The 19,580-nt window shown below is 57.6% G+C and carries 24 protein-coding genes; 9 read left to right on the top strand and 15 right to left on the bottom strand.

Annotation, left to right across the window (positions count from 1 at the left end):
* Positions 1-221 precede the first annotated feature (221 nt).
* On the top strand, positions 222-521 hold the full coding sequence (locus GV818_RS24790; protein ID WP_161759207.1) for a hypothetical protein: 300 nt from the start codon (positions 222-224) through the stop codon (positions 519-521).
* A gap of 293 nt (positions 522-814) precedes the next feature.
* Complete coding sequence (locus GV818_RS24785) at positions 815-1,027, top strand: cold-shock protein (RefSeq protein ID WP_003179963.1); 213 nt, start codon at positions 815-817, stop codon at positions 1,025-1,027.
* A gap of 69 nt (positions 1,028-1,096) precedes the next feature.
* On the opposite strand, the gene GV818_RS24780 is transcribed toward GV818_RS24785, so the two are convergent.
* Both GV818_RS24780 and GV818_RS24775 read right to left on the bottom strand, forming a co-directional pair.
* Positions 1,097-1,408, bottom strand: a complete 312-nt coding sequence (locus GV818_RS24780) for an I78 family peptidase inhibitor (protein WP_161759206.1) — start codon at positions 1,406-1,408, stop codon at positions 1,097-1,099.
* 162 nt (positions 1,409-1,570) lie between these two features.
* The gene (locus GV818_RS24775) at positions 1,571-1,876 is read right to left on the bottom strand and encodes a hypothetical protein (protein WP_161759205.1); all 306 of its coding nucleotides are present in this window, start codon (positions 1,874-1,876) and stop codon (positions 1,571-1,573) included.
* Between the two features lie 164 nt (positions 1,877-2,040).
* Here GV818_RS24775 and GV818_RS24770 point away from each other — a divergent pair, with 164 nt between their 5' ends.
* On the top strand, positions 2,041-2,253 hold the full coding sequence (locus GV818_RS24770; protein ID WP_161759204.1) for a hypothetical protein: 213 nt from the start codon (positions 2,041-2,043) through the stop codon (positions 2,251-2,253).
* A gap of 33 nt (positions 2,254-2,286) precedes the next feature.
* On the opposite strand, the gene GV818_RS24765 is transcribed toward GV818_RS24770, so the two are convergent.
* From GV818_RS24765 to GV818_RS24730, 8 genes are all read right to left on the bottom strand, one after another.
* On the bottom strand, positions 2,287-3,315 hold the full coding sequence (locus GV818_RS24765) for a nucleoside hydrolase (RefSeq protein ID WP_161759203.1): 1,029 nt from the start codon (positions 3,313-3,315) through the stop codon (positions 2,287-2,289).
* 42 nt (positions 3,316-3,357) lie between these two features.
* A complete protein-coding gene (gene rbsD / locus GV818_RS24760; RefSeq protein ID WP_161777801.1) occupies positions 3,358-3,762 on the bottom strand; it encodes a D-ribose pyranase in 405 nt (134 codons plus the stop codon).
* Positions 3,759-4,676, bottom strand: coding sequence for a ribokinase (rbsK, locus tag GV818_RS24755; RefSeq protein ID WP_161777800.1), 918 nt, complete (start codon positions 4,674-4,676; stop codon positions 3,759-3,761). The genes rbsD and rbsK overlap by 4 nt, the downstream gene beginning before the upstream one ends.
* 24 nt (positions 4,677-4,700) lie before the next feature.
* Positions 4,701-5,720, bottom strand: coding sequence for a LacI family DNA-binding transcriptional regulator (locus GV818_RS24750; protein ID WP_161777799.1), 1,020 nt, complete (start codon positions 5,718-5,720; stop codon positions 4,701-4,703).
* A 3-nt stretch (positions 5,721-5,723) separates the two neighbouring features.
* On the bottom strand, positions 5,724-6,701 hold the full coding sequence (locus GV818_RS24745; RefSeq protein WP_161759199.1) for an ABC transporter permease: 978 nt from the start codon (positions 6,699-6,701) through the stop codon (positions 5,724-5,726).
* On the bottom strand, positions 6,698-8,251 hold the full coding sequence (locus tag GV818_RS24740) for a sugar ABC transporter ATP-binding protein (RefSeq protein WP_161777798.1): 1,554 nt from the start codon (positions 8,249-8,251) through the stop codon (positions 6,698-6,700). The genes GV818_RS24745 and GV818_RS24740 overlap by 4 nt, the downstream gene beginning before the upstream one ends.
* A 57-nt stretch (positions 8,252-8,308) precedes the next feature.
* Positions 8,309-9,265 (bottom strand): sugar ABC transporter substrate-binding protein, encoded by a 957-nt coding sequence (locus GV818_RS24735; RefSeq protein WP_161759197.1) that lies wholly within the window; start codon positions 9,263-9,265, stop codon positions 8,309-8,311.
* Between the two features lie 282 nt (positions 9,266-9,547).
* A complete protein-coding gene (locus GV818_RS24730; protein ID WP_161759196.1) occupies positions 9,548-10,000 on the bottom strand; it encodes a hypothetical protein in 453 nt (150 codons plus the stop codon).
* Between the two features lie 339 nt (positions 10,001-10,339).
* Here GV818_RS24730 and GV818_RS24725 point away from each other — a divergent pair, with 339 nt between their 5' ends.
* From GV818_RS24725 to GV818_RS24715, 3 genes are all read left to right on the top strand, one after another.
* Positions 10,340-11,428, top strand: coding sequence for an asparaginase (locus tag GV818_RS24725; RefSeq protein WP_161759195.1), 1,089 nt, complete (start codon positions 10,340-10,342; stop codon positions 11,426-11,428).
* Positions 11,429-11,632: 204 nt separating this feature from the next.
* Positions 11,633-11,902, top strand: coding sequence for a DUF1654 domain-containing protein (locus GV818_RS24720; protein ID WP_161759194.1), 270 nt, complete (start codon positions 11,633-11,635; stop codon positions 11,900-11,902).
* Between the two features lie 4 nt (positions 11,903-11,906).
* Positions 11,907-12,596: an endonuclease gene (locus tag GV818_RS24715; protein ID WP_161759193.1), complete on the top strand. Its 690-nt coding sequence runs from the start codon at positions 11,907-11,909 to the stop codon at positions 12,594-12,596.
* A gap of 51 nt (positions 12,597-12,647) precedes the next feature.
* On the opposite strand, the gene GV818_RS24710 is transcribed toward GV818_RS24715, so the two are convergent.
* Complete coding sequence (locus GV818_RS24710; RefSeq protein WP_161759242.1) at positions 12,648-13,004, bottom strand: SPOR domain-containing protein; 357 nt, start codon at positions 13,002-13,004, stop codon at positions 12,648-12,650.
* 264 nt (positions 13,005-13,268) lie between these two features.
* Between GV818_RS24710 and csrA the strand changes: the two genes are divergently transcribed.
* Positions 13,269-13,463 carry a carbon storage regulator CsrA gene (csrA, locus tag GV818_RS24705; protein WP_007920550.1) on the top strand — a complete coding sequence of 65 codons (195 nt, stop codon included), beginning with the start codon at positions 13,269-13,271 and terminating at the stop codon, positions 13,461-13,463.
* Between the two features lie 205 nt (positions 13,464-13,668).
* Here csrA and GV818_RS24700 read toward each other — a convergent pair whose 3' ends face one another.
* The 4 genes from GV818_RS24700 to GV818_RS24685 form a co-directional block, all read right to left on the bottom strand.
* On the bottom strand, positions 13,669-14,109 hold the full coding sequence (locus tag GV818_RS24700; protein ID WP_161759241.1) for a VOC family protein: 441 nt from the start codon (positions 14,107-14,109) through the stop codon (positions 13,669-13,671).
* Positions 14,110-14,369: 260 nt separating this feature from the next.
* The gene (locus tag GV818_RS24695) at positions 14,370-15,836 is read right to left on the bottom strand and encodes a carbohydrate-binding protein (protein WP_161759192.1); all 1,467 of its coding nucleotides are present in this window, start codon (positions 15,834-15,836) and stop codon (positions 14,370-14,372) included.
* Positions 15,837-15,881: 45 nt separating this feature from the next.
* The gene (locus GV818_RS24690) at positions 15,882-16,511 is read right to left on the bottom strand and encodes a lytic polysaccharide monooxygenase auxiliary activity family 9 protein (protein ID WP_161759191.1); all 630 of its coding nucleotides are present in this window, start codon (positions 16,509-16,511) and stop codon (positions 15,882-15,884) included.
* 320 nt (positions 16,512-16,831) lie between these two features.
* On the bottom strand, positions 16,832-17,182 hold the full coding sequence (locus GV818_RS24685; RefSeq protein WP_161759190.1) for a hypothetical protein: 351 nt from the start codon (positions 17,180-17,182) through the stop codon (positions 16,832-16,834).
* Between the two features lie 508 nt (positions 17,183-17,690).
* Here GV818_RS24685 and GV818_RS24680 point away from each other — a divergent pair.
* Complete coding sequence (locus tag GV818_RS24680; protein WP_161777797.1) at positions 17,691-18,824, top strand: RNA ligase RtcB family protein; 1,134 nt, start codon at positions 17,691-17,693, stop codon at positions 18,822-18,824.
* Positions 18,824-19,441 (top strand): peptide chain release factor H, encoded by a 618-nt coding sequence (prfH, locus tag GV818_RS24675; RefSeq protein WP_161777796.1) that lies wholly within the window; start codon positions 18,824-18,826, stop codon positions 19,439-19,441. The genes GV818_RS24680 and prfH overlap by 1 nt, the downstream gene beginning before the upstream one ends.
* Positions 19,442-19,580: the final 139 nt, after the last annotated feature.

The following is a 19,580-nucleotide window of genomic DNA, read 5'->3' as shown; positions in this document are numbered from 1 at the left end:
AATTAATGAGGCATAAACGGCAAGGGAAATAAAAAGACCCAAAGCTTGAAAACACCCAAGCCGGGCATGCTAGCACAGAAAAATCGTAATCACCGCGCGACGCGTTTCCCCATATGCGCTTTCTGGTCTTTTATTTAAGAAAATGAACTTGGGATGTACGTCTGGCCTCAAATACCCCGAGAATCGTCGCCCTTGTTATCGACCTCAGGAGAATTCGACTCATGCGCCTTATCAAATTGCTTGCCCTTAGCGCTCCGCTTGCCTTGTTGCTGCCCTTGAGCGCACAAGCTGCCTGGCCCGCCGGTGCACGCGCCGACTACATGAAAGACTGCACCGCAGCGGCGAGCCAGAGCGTCGACGTTAAAAGCGCCGAAAAACATTGCGCCTGTGGTGCCGACAAGCTGAATGAAAAATTCACCACTGAGGAAATCAAGGAGCTGATGAGCAAAACCAAGCAGCCTAGCGCCGACCTGAGAACCAGAGCGCTGGACGCCATCGCTGCTTGCCGAGTGGTCAAATAACCCACCCATACTCGAAACAGACTGCGCCAACGCGTGATAAGCGAGCTTAAAATGCGGTTTTTTTCACAATTTACGCAGCTTTTACGGGTTTTTTTATCACCGTATATTTTCCGTGAAAGCCCTTTAAACCGGGGCCTTCAGCCGTTCAAGGCAGTAAAAAACATGGATACATCGGGCAAACAGTGCCCACAGGGGGCTCCCAAGCCGAACATTTCGACTATGATAGCTCGGTGTGCCCAGTTGGCCTGAGCAGCACAGCACTACTGAAAATATATGTTTCTTGGAGATACACCATGTCTAATCGCCAAACCGGCACCGTAAAATGGTTCAACGATGAAAAAGGCTTCGGCTTCATCACTCCTCAAGGTGGCGGTGACGACCTGTTCGTACACTTCAAAGCTATTGAAAGCGACGGTTTCAAAAGCCTGAAAGAAGGCCAAACCGTTTCCTTCGTGGCTGAGAAAGGCCAAAAGGGTATGCAAGCTGCACAAGTTCGCCCTGAGTAAATCTCAGCGAGCTTAAAAAACCCCGTCCATGTGACGGGGTTTTTTGTGGGCAACAAAAAGCTTCAACCCTCAGCCACAGTTGACCCGAGTCACCACCAGGCCGGCGTCAGTATTGAGGTTCAGGCGATCGGAGCGGTATTCCAGGGTGATCATGTCATTAGGCTTGAGGAACCTTGCATACTGCGCTCCAGCACGAGTACGGGCCTGTTCAAGCAACTCGGGAGAGGCCTTCTTGCCGACGGCAAATTCAGCGCCTGTTGCTTCACAGCGAGTGTGCAAGGGCTCAGCAGCCACAGGCTCCTTTGTCGACCCGGCAGTGCTGCATCCACTGAGTACAATGGCGGCCAACAACGTTCCGAATGAAGCGAGCTTCCAAGGCATGAAGCCTCCTTTTCAAAAATAAGCAGAGATCGTGCGACAGCTGATTTGGTTTTTGGTTTCAAAACAAAATGGCCATTTGCCCTATTGATCGGGCAGCGGACAAGTCTGCCTCAGCCATCGCAACACTTTCACAGGACAATCGTCACTGAATATGAACAGCACTCAATAGATATCGATGTAGTCGAACGCCGGCTTTGGCCAGTTCTGCTTAAGCGCATTGAAAATCTGCATGACCCAGACCTCATCGCTGGCCGCCACCAGTCCAACATAACCGGATCCCGCAGCCCAGGTCTCCAGGCGAAACAACAACCCTTCAATCTCGACACCGCCGACTACTCCCGAAGAGATATAGGCAATCCCGGTTCTGGTCACACGCAACTGGGTGTGCACATTGTCGCTGGCTGATGCCAGAAGCTGGCGCACCGCGTCCAAGGTCAGGGCGTCAGGCTGGTTCAAATCGATTTGCACACGAGCTTCCTTGAGCACAGGAAAAACAGCAGTGTCGCATAGCCCCCTGCCTGATGCCTAAGTCGGAGTGCCAAATGCCCAGCAACATGGTTAACTCTGCGACGCTACAAGTATCCGCCCGGGCCCGTCCCGGCGACCGCCCCATCCGAATTCGTGAGACTTTCATGGCCACCGTGAGTATCGACGCCGACATCAAAGCCAAATGGCCCCAGGGCCAATGCTCCTATAGTCCGGGGAGCCCGGAGGAGTTGGCGATCATTGGCATAGACCTGCTGGTCAAGGAGCTGGGAACCCAGTCCGCCCGAGCATTCATTGAACAGGTATTCGAGAAGTATCCTGTCGACCACCAGGGTGTACAGGATCTGGAACGGGAGTAGAACCCCGCAGGCCGGTACCTGCGGGGGCGATGCTTACTTGAGGCGAGCCAGGCGCTCGGTGAGCAAATCGAAGAAGCCCTGAGCGTCACCGCTCTCGACCCAAAACACATTCTTCTTCTGTTTCAGGCCGTCATACCAATCCACGATAGTCTGACCAAAGGTCGGACCTTCACGACTATCGATGACCATGTTGGCCTGACGCCCGCTGAACAGCTCAGGCTTGAGCAGGTAAGCAATAACGGTAGCGTCATGCACCGGGCCACCGGGAATGCCGTAGTGCTCCATGTCGCCTTTTACGTACTCATTGAGAATATCGCCTACAACCTTACTGGCGTTGTTGTTCAACGCGGCAATTTTCTGCAGGCGCGCATCACTGGTCAGTACTTTATGAGTGACGTCCAACGGCAGGTAAGTCAGCTTGACACCACTATTGAGCACCACTTCCGCGGCCTGAGGGTCGGCGAACAAGTTGAATTCCGCCACCGGCGTAATGTTGCCGCCATTGAAATGCGCCCCGCCCATGACCACCACTTCCTTGATGCCTTGAGTGATGTCCGGCGCCTGGACCAGCGCCAACGCGAGGTTGGTCTGCGGACCGAGCATGGCGATGGTAATGCTGTGGGGCTTGGCCGCACGCAGCGTATCGATCAGGTAATTGACTGCATTGCCCTTGGCCAGGGGCGCCTTGGGTTCATGCACGGTGACACCGGAGATACCCTCCTTACCGTGGATATTCTCCGCGTAAATCGGCGTACGCAGCAACGGTTTGGGCGCCCCAGCGTAGACCGGCACCTCCTCGCGTCCAGCCCATTCACGCGCCAGACGAGCGTTGCGCGAAGTTTTGTCCAGACGCACATTACCCGCCACAGTGGTCAGCGCCCGAACGTGCAACTCCTCGGGAGACGCCAAGGCAAACAGCAGGGCCACGACATCATCAGCCCCTGGATCGGTATCGATGATCAGATCAATTTTTTCCGCCCCATGAGCGCCAGTAGCAGTGAGAAGAGACAAGAGCAGCAGACTCCGGGTCCAGTGTTGAAATAGCTGAGCATAGCGGCGCATGGCGCACTCCTTGTGCAAAGTAGGAAAAAGCCGGATAGCGGCCTAGAAGGTCACCCCGGCAATCAGGGCGATATTGCAATACGGTTGGCACTCCCCCGTGCGAATCACTGCACGAGCCTGTCGACTGAGCACCTTGAAATCCTCATGCTTCAAGAGCTGCCGCTGCCCCAGCTGACCGCCGACGGTCAATGCCTCGAGCGCCGGCAGCGGCGTTGGTCGCTTGAGCAGAATTTCCTCGGCCAGCACATGACGCTCCACCTGCATTTCGCTGAGCAGCACCTTGAGCGTACCGAGAAAATCAGGAACACCATGAGTCAGCGCCAGGTCGATCAACTCGACACCTGGCGGCACCGGCAGGCCGGCATCGCCGATCACCACGATGTCGCCATGACCCAGGGATGCAACCAAGCGGGACAAGGCAATATTGAGCAACGGTGTTTTTTTCATGAGGGGACAAACGCCTGAACGTCGGACAGCGTGGGAATGGAAGGCTGGGCTCCGGCGCGAGTCACCGACAGCGCTGCGGCAATCTGTCCAAAACGGATTGCCTCGGCCTCGCTCTTGCCGACAGCCAGGGCCGCAGCAAAACCACCAACGAAGGTGTCCCCCGCCGCCGTGGTGTCGATCGCCTTGACCTTGGGCGCCGGAAAATGCTCGAAACTGTGACCATTGGCAAACAGTGAACCCTGGGCGCCCAAGGTAACAATGACCTTGCCAGCACCGGCGGCGATCAAGCGAGTGGCCGCGGCCTCGGCAGTTTCCAGGGAGTCCACCGTCACACCACTAAGGGCAGATGCCTCGCTCTCATTGGGAATCAGGTAATCGATCGCTCCATACCACTCGCTCGGCAGTGGACCGCTGGCCGGAGCGGGGTTGAGAATCACCGTCTTGCCCAGCTCACGCCCGCGCTTGAGGGTGTAGCCCACCGTCGCCAGAGGCACTTCGAGCTGACAGATGATCACCTTGGCCTCCTGCAACACCGTATCGAAACCAGCGACTTTCTCAGGACTGAGCAGACCATTGCCGCCGGCGACGATGACAATCGCATTCTGACTGCTGTCGTCCACCACAATCAGGGCCACACCACTGGAACCCTCGACCCTACTCACAGCCTGGCAATCGATTCGCTCGGCGAGCAACGCATGGCGCAATTGCTCGCCATAGGCGTCATCACCGACACAACCAACCATCGACACCTGTGCCCCCAGTCGGGCCGCAGCCACCGCCTGGTTGGCACCCTTGCCACCGGACACCGTGGCAAAGGACTTGCCAATCAGCGTCTCACCCTCTCGGGGCAGGCGCTCGGCCCGGGTCACCAGGTCCATGTTGAGACTGCCCACTACCGCTACTTTTGCTGGCATACATCGACACTCGATCAATTGGGTTCAACGGTATTCGGCAAATGCGCCACTGAACGGCGCAGTTGATTCACGCAAGACAATATTCGGCGTAACGATGCGCTGATCGATCGGCAGATCCCGGCTGGCAATGCGCCGCAACAACAACTCTGCCGCGGTCTCCCCCAACTGCAGGATCGACTGGCCGACCGTGGTCAGCGCCGGGTAGACATAACGGCTCATGAGGATGTCGTCGAAACCGATCACTGAAAGCTCGCTGGGCACGCGGATATTGCGCTCCGCAGCCGCTCGCAACACGCCGATGCCCATCATGTCGTTAGCCGCAAAAATCGCACTCGGCGGATGGCTGTCGAGCAACTGCGCCGCCGCGCGATAACCACCCGTGCTGCTGAAATCACTTTCCAGGATGCGCCCTCCAGACACTTCAACACCGGCCTCTTGCAAGGCCTGGCGAAACCCTGCCAGACGCATCTGCGCCACGCTGGTATTGGCCGGCCCACCGATGCAGGCGATGTCCCGATGCCCCAGTTCCAGCAAGTGCCGAGTCGCCAGATAAGCGCCGTACTGGTGATCGATACGCACCAGATCGGCATCCACCCCTTCCAGCCCGCGGTCGACAATCACCATCGGCGTGCGCACGCCGGCCAGACCCTGGGCCAAGCTACTGTCGCCACCGGCCGAGGTGACGATCAACCCATCGATACGCTTCTCCAGCAGCACTCGCAGATAGTTGCGCTGCTTCTGCGGGTTGTCATCGGAGTTGCAGAGAATCACGCAGTAACCGTTGCGTTCGCAGTAATCCTCGATTCCCCGAGCCAACTCGGCAAAGTAAGGGTTGAGGCTGTTTGGCACCAGCAGGCCGATGGTCGCCGTGGTCTTGGCCTTCAGCGAACGCGCCACCGCACTGGGCACATAGTCCAGGTGCTTGATCGCGGCCTCAACCTTGACCCGAACCTCTTCGCTGACGGGGCGCGTCTTATTCAGCACATGGGACACGGTGGTATAGGAAATCCCTGCCAGCGCCGCCACATCCTTGATTGTTGCCATGAATCAAACCCGCCGATTGGCGCGCTGGCTGCGATAGGTGTCCAGCACCACGGCAATCACGATGACTGCACCGGTGATGATGCGCTTGGTCGGCTCTGATGCACCGATTTGCGCCAGACCTGCAGCCAGCACGGAAATAATCAAGACGCCGAAGAAGGTACTGATCACCGAGCCACGTCCGCCCATCAGGCTGGTGCCGCCAATCACCACCGCGGCGATGACCTGCAACTCCAGACCGGAGCCCGCATTCGGGTCTGCCGCTTCCAGGCGAGAAATTTGAAACAGTGCAGCAATGCCCGCCAACAATCCCATCAGACTGAACACCAGGATCTTGTAGGGCCTGGGGTTGATCCCCGCCAGACGCACCGCCTCTTCGTTGGTACCAATGCCGATCAGATAGCGGCCGAACACAGTGCGAGTCAGCACCGCCTGGGCCAGAAAGATAATCAGCAGGGCAATGATAAACGACGGCGAAATGCCAAAGGCAATTGGATTCGACAACCAAGCGAAAGCATCGCCGATATAAGCCGTGCGCGAGCCAGTCATCTGGTAGGCGACGCCCCTGGCCATCTCCAGCACACCCAGGGACACAATGAATGACGGAATGCGCCAGGCCACGGTGATCGAGCCGGTCACGGTTCCGGCCAGCGCCGCACAGGCCATGCCCAACAACGCCGCAGGCACCACGCTCCAGCCCCAGCCAAGGATCGCCACGCTGACGGTCGAGGCGGCCAGGGCCAGCACCGAACCCACGGACAGATCGATGCCGCCGATAATCAAGACGAAGGTCATGCCCACCGCCAGCACCATCAGGTCGGGAATCTGGTTGGCCAGGGTGCTGAAGGTGTCATATGACAGAAAGTGGCTGCTGAGCAGGGAGAACAGAATGATCATCCCCAACAGCGCTCCGGCCAGCCCCAGATAGGTGCCAAGGCCGTAGTACTGGCCGCCGCGCTTACCCTGTGCAGATGCAGTTTTCATGATGCATTCCTAGGCGCCGCTTCATTGAGCAACGCATCTGGTTTTTGATAGCCGGCAAACGCGGCGGCAAGCAATTCGTCCTGGCTCCAGCTGTCGCGCTCGAAAGTATCGATCAAGCGCCCGGCCGAAAGCACACCGATGCGATCACAGATCAGCATCAACTCCCGCAGGTCGCTGGACACCACCACCAGAGCCTTGCCCTGACGGGTCAACTCGCCCAACAGGCCATAGATATCGAACTTGGCGCCGACATCGATACCACGAGTAGGTTCGTCGAACAGCAGTACCGAACACTCGCGCTCCAGCCAGCGACCAATCACTACTTTCTGCTGGTTGCCGCCAGACAACTCCGACACCAGTTGCGCCGGGCTGGAACTGCGGATGCGCATGGCATCGATCTGTCGCTGGGCCAGCTGTACCTCCTCCTGAGGCTTGACCAAGCCACTGCTGGAGATCGCCGGCATGTTGCCCAGGGCGATATTGGCGCTGATGGACTGGGTCAACAGTAGCCCCTCGCCCTTGCGATCTTCGGTGATCAAGGCAATGCCATTGGCCACCGCGTCGACGGGAGAGCGAATGCTCACCGGACGGGGCGGTGTGCCCAGGGCAATGCTGCCGCTGTCGGCGGCATCGGCACCAAAGATCAGGCGCAACAGCTCGGTGCGCCCTGCCCCGATCAAACCGGAAATACCGAAGATCTCGCCACTGCGCACCTGGAAGGACACATCGCGGACCTTGTCCGAACGACTGAGATTGCTCACCGTCAACGCCGGCACACCAATCTTGCGTTCGCCCAGGTCGATGTGTTCGCCCAGCTCGCGGCCGACCATCAGGTTCACCAGTTGTTCACTGTTGTAGTTGGCCATTGGCTCGACACAGACCAGGCAACCATCACGCAACACGGCAATACGCTGAGCCACCCGGGCCAGCTCTTCCAGGCGATGGGAGATATAGATGATCGACACGCCTCGGGCCTGCAGGCGAGTGATCTGTTCGAAGAGCATCTCCACCTCACGGGACGTGAGCATGGCGGTCGGCTCATCAAGAATCAGCACATGACAATCACCAATCAGGTTGCGGGCGATCTCCACCATCTGCTGGTGACCAATGCCCAGCTCGCCTACCAGGGTGTCGGGGTCGATGGCTTCCAGACCGACCTGGGCCATGGCCTCGATTGCCGCTTTGCGCAGCTGCTTGCGACTGATCCAGCCACCGTTGCTGGGCAGGTTATCGAGGAACAGGTTCTCGGCCACCGACAGGGTTGGCAGCAGGTTCAACTCCTGCATGACCATGCGAATGCCCGTCTCCTCGGCCTGGGTCCGACTACCGGGGCGATAATCCTGGCCGTTGAACTGCATGTGGCCAGTAGTGGGACTGACCAGGCCGCCGATGATCTTCGACAAGGTGCTCTTGCCTGCGCCGTTCTCCCCGGTCAACGCCAGCACCTCACCGCGCATCAGCGTCAGGTCGATGCCGGTCAATACCGGCTGCACATAGGTCTTGCCGATACCGCTGACCGAGAGGACAGCGTTCGCAGCGGAAACTGACATAAGAAACTCTCCATACGCTCGCCCGGCCGGGCGAGCGCCGTTGTGCTGCCGGAATGACTACTGGGTGACCAGCTCAACCGGAGTTTCGATCACGCCATTGACGCCACTGTCGACCTTCTCGCCCTTGAGGATCTTCAGCGCAGTCTCGATACCGAATACCGCCTGCTTGGCGGCAAACTGATCGGCGGTGGCCAGGACCCGGCCATCCTTGAGCATCGGCTTGATGGCATTGATGTTGTCGTAGCCCACTACCTGGACCTTGCCGGCCTTGCCGGCCGCACGTACTGCAGAGACCGCGCCTACCGCCATGCTGTCGTTACCCGCCAGCAGCGCCTTGAGGTTCGGGTACTCGCTGAGCATGGCCGAGGCCACCCGGTTGCCAGCGTCGATTTCCCAGTCACCGGATTGCAGCGAAACCACCTTGATCTGCGCGGCGTCCATTGCGTCCTTGAAGCCCGCGGTGCGCTGCTGTGCGTTAGTGGTGGTGGAGACCCCTTCGATGATCCCCACTTCGTCGCCGGCCTTCAGTTGCTTGGCCAGGTACTCACCCACCAGGCGCGCGCCCTTGCGGTTGTCCGGCCCCACGAAAGGCACGCTGATGTTCTTGCTTTTCAGCACACCGGGATCGAGTTGGTTATCGATATTGATCACCGTGATCCCGGCATCCACCGCCTTCTTGATCACTGGCACCATGGCCTTGGAGTCGGCAGGCGCAATCACCAGGGCATTGACCTTGGAAACGATCATCTGCTCGACAATACGGATCTGGTTGGCAGTATCGGTTTCATCCTTGATGCCATTGGACACCAGGTCGAAATCAGCGGAATGGTCTTTCTGATAAGCCTTGGCGCCATCTTCCATGGTCAGGAAGAACTCGTTGGCCAGGGATTTCATGACCAGAGCAACCTTGGGTTTCTGCGGGGTGTCGGCCAATGCCGAAGAGAGAGGAAGCGCAGCGGATGCTGCGGCCAGAACGGCGACAGCGAGTAAACGTCCAGCGAAGGGCAGCTTCATGAATTCACTCCGATCTTATGATTATTGTGAGCAGCGTTCACACGGCAGGGTGAGCAGGTCGTCATCAGCATGGATGAGAGGCCGGTGCCGCACCTTGGGAAGATAGACGATTGTCGTTATCCGAAGGCCGCGCAAACGTTTGCGTAAAACGAACTATGCGAACCTCGCCAGAGTTTGTCAACGCCGATCAGAGTCTGGAAAAAGAAGACAGACAGGGGGAAAAACCCCGCCGCAGGAGAGAAGGAACCTGTCCGCACCGTAGCGTCGAACAGGCTCTGAGGGTCATGCGGTGGTGTTTACCAGGCCACCCGAGGAGGAGGATTCCTTGGCCAGCTCACGAACCAGATTGCCCGATACCTCTGCCAGGGCCCCGGTGGTTCCTGAGATCTGCCCTTGAAGCCCCATGACCACGGTCTGCTTGGCTTCAGGGGTCGGATAGTCGGCGGCCTGGGCGGCAGCCAGTTGCTCTTGCTGCTGCTTGAGCAGCTCCTGCAACTCTTGCATGCGCTTGAGCAGCATCTTGACGACGATACTCTGATTATCTCCACCCGAGCCTGCGGCTTCGGACGTTTCGGCCTGCTTGCCGGAACCAGCCCGGAGGGCGCCCGACTCATCGGTGCCCAGCGCCGTGGACGCCTCCTCAGCAGCGGCGTTACTCAATGCATCAATGATCGCCGGCGACTTGCCATTGATCAGAATCGCTCCTGCGCCAGGAAATCCGACTGACAGAGACATGTGAACTCCCGAAAAAAAGATCCTGTCGTGTCATCGACCGCTTCAAGACATTCTTTAATCGATGACCGTGAAGCCTTCCGTTGCACCGCCGACAAGCATTTTCGGATTGCCGAACGCCTACAGATGAAAACGTTCGGAAATCCGGACGAACATTTGTTATTTAAAGCCAAAAACAGAAATAAAATTGATATAAATCAGTAACTTAAAATACTTATCAGACCAAGGTAGCGCTGGTACAAATCCTGCTCAACCCTCACCGCCCCGCCGCATACAGATCTGCAGCCAGGGTGTTTCTAGATGAACCTGCATCAGCACTGTCTCACTACTAGAGAGAAAATAATGAAATCTGCCTTCAAAACCTTCGCTCCGGGCGCTTTGGCCCTCCTCCTGCTTCTGCCAGCAGCGCTGCAAGCCAAAGAAGCTGAAACCCAACAGAAACTCGCCAACGTCGTGGTTCTCGCGACTGGCGGCACCATCGCCGGTGCCGGTGCCAGCGCTGCCAACAGCGCCACTTATCAAGCCGCCAAGGTCGGCATCGAACAACTGATCGCTGGCATCCCCGAGTTGAGCCAACTGGCCAACGTGCGTGGCGAGCAGGTCATGCAGATCGCTTCGGAAAGCATCACCAACGAAAACCTGCTGCAACTGGGCCGTCGTGTCGCCGAACTGGCCGACAGCAAAGACGTCGATGGCATTGTCATCACCCACGGCACCGACACCCTGGAAGAAACCGCCTACTTCCTCAACCTGGTGGAAAAAACTGACAAGCCAATCGTGGTTGTCGGCTCCATGCGTCCAGGCACTGCGATGTCGGCTGACGGCATGCTCAACCTGTACAACGCCGTCGCCGTGGCCGGCAGCAAGAGCGCACGCGGCAAGGGTGTGCTGGTAACCATGAACGACGAAATCCAGTCCGGTCGCGATGTCAGCAAGATGATCAACATCAAGACAGAAGCGTTCAAGAGCCCATGGGGCCCGCTGGGCATGGTGGTAGAAGGCAAATCCTACTGGTTCCGCCTGCCTGCCAAGCGTCACACCATGGACTCGGAATTCGACATCAAGAACATCAAGAGCCTGCCCGACGTAGAAATTGCCTACGGTTATGGCAACGTCAATGACACTGCTTACAAAGCCCTGGCTCAAGCCGGTGCCAAAGCCATCATCCACGCCGGTACCGGCAACGGTTCGGTGTCTTCCCGCGTAGTGCCGGCCCTGCAGGAACTGCGCAAGAACGGCGTGCAGATCATTCGCTCCTCCCACGTCAATGCCGGCGGTTTTGTCCTGCGCAACGCCGAACAGCCTGACGACAAGTACGACTGGGTCGTGGCTCACGACCTGAACCCGCAGAAAGCCCGCATCCTGGCCATGGTCGCCCTGACCAAGACACAGGACAGCAAAGAACTGCAGCGCATGTTCTGGGAATATTGATTGCTCCTGCTCGACCGGCCCCGGTCGAGCACGCTTCAAACCACTCGCCCCTCGGGCGGGTGGTTCCAGCGTCACCGCCGATGGTTTCGCTGCACCCTCCCGCGATAAAAAATTACTTCCCCCTCGAGAAAAATGCATAAAGCGTTGTCAGAGGAACTTCTTGAATTTTAAGCAGTTGCGAAATGCCCTACAGTTAAATACTGTATGCACGTACAGCTTATTAAGGATTGTTCCGTGGCCACCCCCCAAACGCCCCTCAGCTCCTACGAACGCCTGGGTGTACGCATCCAGAAAATCATCAACTCCCCCACCGCCCAGAAAGCCAAGGCGGCCTTGATCTTCCGCCTCGCCGACGAGCCGCAGGATGAGTGGGAGCGCCTGCTGGAGGAGATCGCCGAAAACGACAACGTCACCCTCGCCTATCGCGATGACGGCGGCGTGCAGATTTTCTGGGTTGTGCCGAAGGAAGATTGAACTGATGAGTGTTCGTTGTTTTGCCATCTTATTGCTTTTGCTTGCCTGCACCGCCCAAGCCGACGCCCCCCGCACCTTCAGTGAAGCCAAAAAGGTCGCCTGGAAGCTCTATGCCCCTCAATCCACCGAGTTCTATTGCGGCTGCAAGTACAACGGCAACCGGGTGAACCTCGCAGCCTGCGGCTATGTTCCACGCAAGAACGCCAAGCGCGCAGAGCGCATCGAGTGGGAACACATAGTGCCGGCCTGGCAGATCGGCCATCAGCGCCAGTGCTGGCAACAAGGCGGCCGCAAGAATTGCACACGCACCGATTCGGTCTATCAGCGCGCCGAGGCCGATCTGCACAACCTGGTGCCGAGCATCGGCGAAGTGAATGGCGATCGCAGCAATTTCAGTTTCGGCTGGCTACCGGAGCAATCGGGCCAATATGGCTCATGCCTGACTCAGGTGGACTTCAAGGCCAAGAAGGTCATGCCCCGCCCTTCGATTCGCGGGATGATCGCGCGCACCTACTTCTACATGAGCAAGCAATACGGCCTGAACCTGTCGAAGCAGGATCGACAACTATTCGAAGCCTGGAACAAGACCTACCCGGTGCAGGATTGGGAACGCCAGCGCAATCAGAGCGTGGCCTGTGTAATGGGCCGCGGTAATCCATTCGTCGGCACGGTCAACCTCAAGGCCTGCGGCTGACCCGGAATCGCCCGCCGGGCACGGGCAAGACTCGGCATTGCTAAAACAGCCTTACTGCGCGACTCGATGCTCGATGACCGTCGCGTTGATATCGCGTTTTTTAGCCTTGACGAGTTTCTCGGCCACCTCGGCCCTCTTCGCCTCAGCTTCGGCCTGGGAGGAGAATGGGCCAACCAGGACCCGCCGCTTGCCATCCACCGTGTCGACACTGGAAATGATCCCGTGCTCGATCAGCCACCCAGTCAGGTCACTCACTGCCAAGGGTAGTTCGCTGCCCACCAGCACGTCCCACTGCGGCGCTGTCGAGACCTCGGCCGGTTGAACCTGTGCTGCCGCTGAAGCGTTCTTGCTCGCTTCGACACGCTTGCCTTCGCCACAACCGGCCAATGCCAACACCGCCATCATCATCGCTACTGTGCGCACAACCTACCCCTCGAAAGTCTGAGGCGGCGATTTTAACACTCTAGATCCGAGAGACCGCGCAACAAAATCAGGACGAAACAGGAAGAATGATATTTATTGCCTCTGTATAGTTGCGCCTTGGGAATTAATAGATCGTCTGCGCGTCAGAAAGAGGCACCCACTCAGTGGAACTTCGCACTAATCTATACCTAAGACCGACCTCTGCACTGTTTGAATCTGGTGCCCTACAAAGCTATCAAGGAGAAGATCATGCTGATACTCACCCGCAAAGTCGGTGAAAGCATAAACATCGGTGACGACATTACGATCACCATCCTCGGCGTCAGCGGCCAACAAGTCCGCATCGGCATCAATGCACCCAAAGATGTCGCGGTACACCGCGAAGAGATCTATCAACGTATACAGGCGGGACTTACGGCCCCGGACAAACGCGAAACTCCTTGAGCACCCTGAGCACCAGCCCTTTGCCTATGCACAATGGCTGGCGCAGCGCGTTTCTTGTTTGCCTTGAGCTTCTCCTCAGCGCATATTCCCGCACACCGGATTATCGTCAACCACTGACTATCGCCCCTTCCCGGCGACAGCCCCGACTGCCGAATCCCGGCGCGCGGCGCCACAGCAATGCCGGCGTCGCACCCGGGGGCAGCGGTCAGGCACCTGCCGCAGCCTCCACAGCCTTGAAGCCGATATTTTCAATGAACCGCAGTAGGTAGCCGTCAGGATCGAGCACCAACAGGTTCAACTGACCGCACAACATCCCCTCCTGCCGATACCAGCACTCTTCGATCTCTCTGCGCAAAGTGACGCCGGCTTGCGCCAAATCGACAGCCAACTGGCGAATATCCAAACACTCGATCGACAAGTTCATTCCACGCCCGAAAGGCGCCTGCAAGGGCCCGACACGCCAGGCAGACTCCTGCTGGTCATCCTGCTCCAACATCAGTTGGCTGCCATTGAAGGAGAGAAAGGCAAAGAGCTGTTCCGGACGCTGATACTCCACCTTGAAACCCAAAGTATCGCGATAGAAAGACAGACTGCGCTCCAGATCCGTGACCAGCATTTCCGGAACCAGGCTATTCATTTGAAACATCGAAGGCTTCCATTGCACATTGATCGAGCGGTGAGACTACGCTCAAGCCCCTATCCCGTGCAGTGCCGCTTACCAATGTTTACAACTGAGCGACTGATCGAAACACCCGGGCAGCTCAGCAATAGCTCACAACCGAACAATCCGCTGCGAACCCGTGACGGATAAAAACCGGTGGCACCCAAACAAAAATGGCGGCCCGTACCCGGATCAAGAATCCGCGAGGGCCGCCGGGTCATTCACTCAAGAATGACCTGTACGCTTCAGCCATGACGCTCCAGCAACACCTTGCTCCAGAGCGTAAAGGCCGCCGAAGGCGTCCAGGCCGGGTTCGAGGTGTGCTCCTGAAGACAGAGGTAACGATGACCTTCATAGCTCACCCCATCCTCCCTGAGATAGTGCTGGTCGGTGCGCCATTCAGGGAAACTCGGATCGACAACACCTCCGGCGGTCCTGGCACTCACACTGCGACTGGGCAACGACTCGCGCCCTTGAGTATCAGTGGCCGTGACGAAATAGCTGTACTGAGTGTCGGCACTCAGTCCCTGGTCCTCGAAACCTGGGGACGCAGCCTTACCCACTGCACTGCCGTCGCGATACAGGGTGTAGAACTCGACCGGGCGTACGCCGCTGGAAACGCTCCAGCTCAGCTTGACACTGTTGCGGCCAACCCCCAACACCTGCAGGTTGCCAGGAGCCCCGGGACGCTCCGGCTCACCACCATCACCATGGATCAGCGGCGCATAGCGGTTACGAAACTCCCAGTTGTAGTGCACCCCTTGCCGATTGACACCGGCATCCCAATTCACCGACCAGGTCATCAATCCCTTGATGGTATGTCCGGCGCCCTGCAAACGCTTGAACGCACCACTCAGCGCTGCCGGATCGATGACATAGCCAGTGGCCGCGGCATCGACATTGCTCGGCAAACCAATCACTAGCTTGTCTGCTGCAATCCGGCTGTAGCCACGAGTACCCGAGGCCAGGCTATCGGTCAGGTAGAACAGGAAATCCTCCTTCATCTGGTCATTGTTCTGGGCGATCCAGGCCCCCTGCCCGCCGTTGGCCTCCTGCACCCAGAGCCCATCGCCACCCTGGTTGTAATATTGTGGCGCGACAAAGTCGTAATAACCCTCCAGCGCCTGTAAGTAAGGCACGTACTTGCCATTGCTAGTCAGGTACGGAAACTCCGGCGCCATGCTGATGATGAAATGCTTGCCCTGGCCTGCGTAGTGGTCCTTCACCAGCTTCAACGCTGCAGGCAGCACGCTCTTGTTGTCGGCAAAGTCGATGGCACTCTGCTCCAGGTCGATATCCAGGCCATCGAATCCGTAGGTTTCCACCAGGCGGATGATTTCGTTGGCCAAAGGCTGCTCGTTGCCCTTGTGCAGCTCGATATGCGCATCGGCGCCACCCAGGGAAATCAGCACCGCCCGCCCCTGACTGTTAAGCACGCCGACCTGACGCCGAAACTCGGCATCCGAGAGGTTGTAGGGCTTGAAGGTGGGGATACCATTGCCCTTCATGAAGGCCACCGCCACCACGTTGTACTCCTTGGGTACATCCAACAGGCTCAGGTTGGCGAACTGCCCCTGCTGATATCCATCACTGGGACCAGCAGCCCAGTTATGCCAGAAGCCCATGAGGATCTTCTTGCCGGCAATACTCGGCATCAGGGAAGCGGCATCCGCGGCTTGACTCTTGATCAATGCAAAGTCGATTTTATTCACGCTCTAATCCTTCAGAACCGTTAAAGAATTTTATTCGGCAGAAACTTACTTGAAGTCCAGATCGAACGCCTGATAGAACCCGTTGCCAGTATTGGCAACAATCCACACCAGGACTACAACATGGTGGCCTTTCTTGTTTTTAGGCAGCACAACTTCATGATGAGTCTTGGCCTTCAGCACCGAGCCAAACTTGTCGTATGGAACTTCGGTATAAAAGTCCTGGTAAAAGGCCTGAGGTTCCAATTGTGCGCGACTGATCCGCTGCTTCGGATCCCAACCGTCTTTAGTGATGAACCAGCTGTAACCTCGGGTGACGTGCGGCGCGGTGTACTCCCACTGCACCTGAAACACTTGGCCCGGGTCAACATTCAGCAGCGGCCAACTAAAGGGACGATTGATTTTTTTCGACATTTCTTCGTTGGTGAAGTTGATGCAGTCACGCTCATCAACCTTGCCACCGCTAAGAATATGGCCGTCTGCAGGTGGTGCAACGCTTGCTACGTCGCCGTCATAGGGTTTCGGAAAGGGGCCGCCAGTGAGTGCAGGGAAGTTTTTACCTCCTTCCATTTCGTTCACCTGCCAGGTACCCAGCAGTCCCAGCTCCACCGCCACCGCACCACGGCTGGAAGGCGATACAACGCGACCATGTTTAAGTTGAGCTTGTGGCTTATTCATATCTTTCACTCCATTGATTAATTAATTTCGCTCCTTGTTGAGCCCCCTAAACCTAGCGCACTTCTACCGACTTTTTTCACCGCCCAACAAACTAACCATTCGGGACAATTTACAGAATCCAGCGCAAGACCAAACAATCCGCGGACTTCCTTATTTAAACTGACAGTTTCAATCGTCAATGTATTACACGCCTTGCTACGCCCAGACTCACTCTTCTTCCAGCGGCAAACAGTAAAAAGCACAACTAGCTGCAAAAAGCGCCTTTCAGAAACAACAAAACCCGGCCAATGCCGGGTTTGTGCTTGTACAAGTCCAGTGCGCTATAGACAGGTCGCCAGCGCCGCCAGGCGGCGCTTCGAGACAGAGCTGTCTTCGATGGCGTAGAAGCGGACAGTGGTCGCCGATGCCTCAGCCTTGATATCCACAAAGGACTCAGCGGAGCGGGTATACACCGTATAGCCGCCGGCCTTGCCTGATTGCAGGTACGCAGCAGCATCCACACCGAAGACCGCTTCATCCTGCCAGGCAAATTGCACGCACTGTGCCACCAGCTGCTCGGCCTTGGCCGAGGTCAGAGTCTTGTTCGGTGTTCTTGCCCGAGCGTCATCCATGGTGGAGCTCGCACAACCGGCCAGCAAAACCGCAATCATTCCTGCCATCAAAAACCGCATGCCACCACCTCGTCCTTAAAACGCGAGAGTATCGCTCAGGCAGCAGAAAAAAGGCGTTCAGGCCAAAGAAAAAGCCATCCCTGTTCGGCCTCAGCGCTCCGCCAAGGAAGATGCCAACTGCGCGATGGCCTGCTGATCGCCAGCAACCAAATGTTGGTAGTTATCGATCATCGCGCGCTCATCGGCAAGCAGTCCGCACCTGGGCAACCTGGAGAACCTATCAAAGGCCTGCACAACCATCCCCATTCAACAAAGCGATGGTTCATGAGCATTACGGCCTAAAAACGCACTCTTTATTTACGCCCCCATTGTCATCCTCCAGGCAAAGGATTAGTCTTCGCGCCCCTTCCCACACTTTTGCCAAGGAGATCCACCATGCAACAGCTGATCACCCTTTGCAGGACGTGCCTGGTTTAAACGCTGTACCCGCTACCCGCTAGCGCCTTCGCTTAAATCCTGCTTCGTCCTGCCATTACCTGACTTTATTTTTCCCAATCAGGAATTGGACATGGACAATTGCATCCGTCATTTGTCGAACGGCGTCTCTCTGATCGCCTCCGACACCACCTGGATCGAAGACAAAGCGCTCCAGCAACTAAACACCACCGCCCAACTGCCCGGCATGCGCCAGGTCGTCGGCATGCCGGACCTGCACCCAGGTCGCGGCTACCCAGTGGGTGCGGCCTTTTTCTCCACCGAGGTGATTTATCCGGCACTGGTAGGCAACGACATCGGCTGCGGCATGACGCTGTGGCAAACCAACCTTTCCTGCAGCCGCCTGAACCTCGACAAGCTGGAAAAGAAAATCGGCAATATCGACCTTCCCCTGGATGAACAGTGGGACGAAGAACGAGCAAAGCTGGAGCTGCCCCTCAGCGGTCACGAACACTCGCTGGGTACCATCGGTGGCGGTAATCACTTCGCGGAACTGCAACAGCTCGATCAAGTGCACGACACCGTGGCCTTGCAAGCCCTCGCCTTGGACCCAAAAGCCTTGCTGTTGCTAGTACACAGTGGCTCCCGGGGCCTGGGAGAAGCCATTCTGCGACACCACGTGGAGCAACATGGCCACAACGGCCTGCTGATGAGCAGTGCCGCCGGCGCGCAGTACCTGCAGCAGCACGACGACGCCTTGCGCTTCGCCGAAGCCAACCGACGCCTGATTGCCGAACGCCTGTTGCACAACCTGCGAGCCAAGGGAAGTTCAGTGCTGGATATCAATCACAACCTGGTATCCGCAGCGAATATTGACGGCATTCCCGGCTGGCTGCATCGCAAGGGCGCCACGCCTTCGGACCAGGGCCCAGTGGTCATCCCTGGCTCTCGCGGCGACTACAGCTACCTGGTACAACCCATTCCAGCGGCCATCAGCCTCTACTCACTGGCCCACGGTGCCGGCCGCAAATGGCTGCGCAGCGACTGCAAGGATCGACTGGCAAATCGCTTCAGCTTCGATCAGCTCAAACGCACCCAACTGGGCAGCCGGGTGATCTGCGAGGATCGCGGATTGATGTACGAAGAGGCCCCCGAAGCCTACAAGAGCATCGATAGCGTGGTTGGCAGCCTACGGGATGCCGGCCTGGTGAAGATCATCGCCCGGCTCAAGCCGGTACTGACCTACAAACGCCGGGGGTGCTGCTGATGCTGCTGTTACAACTATCCTCCGCCCAAGGACCTGCCGAATGTGAACTGGCAGTGACACAAGCCTTGCGTCGGTTGCACAGCGAAGCCGAGGCGCAGGGCGTGCGCCTCGGCATCGTCGAACAGGTTGCCGGCGATATCCGGGACACTCACAAATCAGTGCTAGTCAGCCTCGACGGCGAACATGCCCCGGAACTGGCAACACAATGGGCAGGCACCTTGCTCTGGACCTGTAAGAGCCCCTATCGACCCGAACACAAGCGCAAGAACTGGTTCTTCGCCGGCCAACTGTTCAGCCCCCCGGTGGAGAACATGGAGGACGAGATTCGTTTCGAAGCCATGCGCGCATCAGGCCCGGGCGGACAGCACGTGAACAAAACCGACTCAGCAATACGCGCTACACACGTGGCAACAGGCATCAGTGTGAAAGTGCAGTCCGAACGTAGCCAGCATGACAACAAACGCCTGGCACGCCTGCTGATCCAGCAACGACTTGCTGCACAGCAAGAGCAATCTGCTCAGGAACTGCGCCTGCAACGCCGCGATGCCCATCATCAAGTTGAACGCGGCAACCCTGTGCGCACCTTCAGCGGCAACGCCTTTACCCCCAAAGGCTGAGCCCTTCCCTAACTCGACTGGGAGTTGGCCGTCAGCGCAACTCCCACAGAGGTAAAGATTCTTCAACAGCCAGACACGGCACAAGATGCCTGCCCCTACACTCCAGCAAGCGAAGCCGGTACAGCCAATAACCAAGAAA

The sequence above is a fragment of the Pseudomonas sp. Fl4BN1 genome (genome assembly GCF_009908285.1).
Classification (GTDB): domain Bacteria; phylum Pseudomonadota; class Gammaproteobacteria; order Pseudomonadales; family Pseudomonadaceae; genus Aquipseudomonas.
The sequence above is the reverse complement of the archived record's forward strand: the minus strand, read 5'-3'. Positions and strand labels throughout refer to the sequence as shown.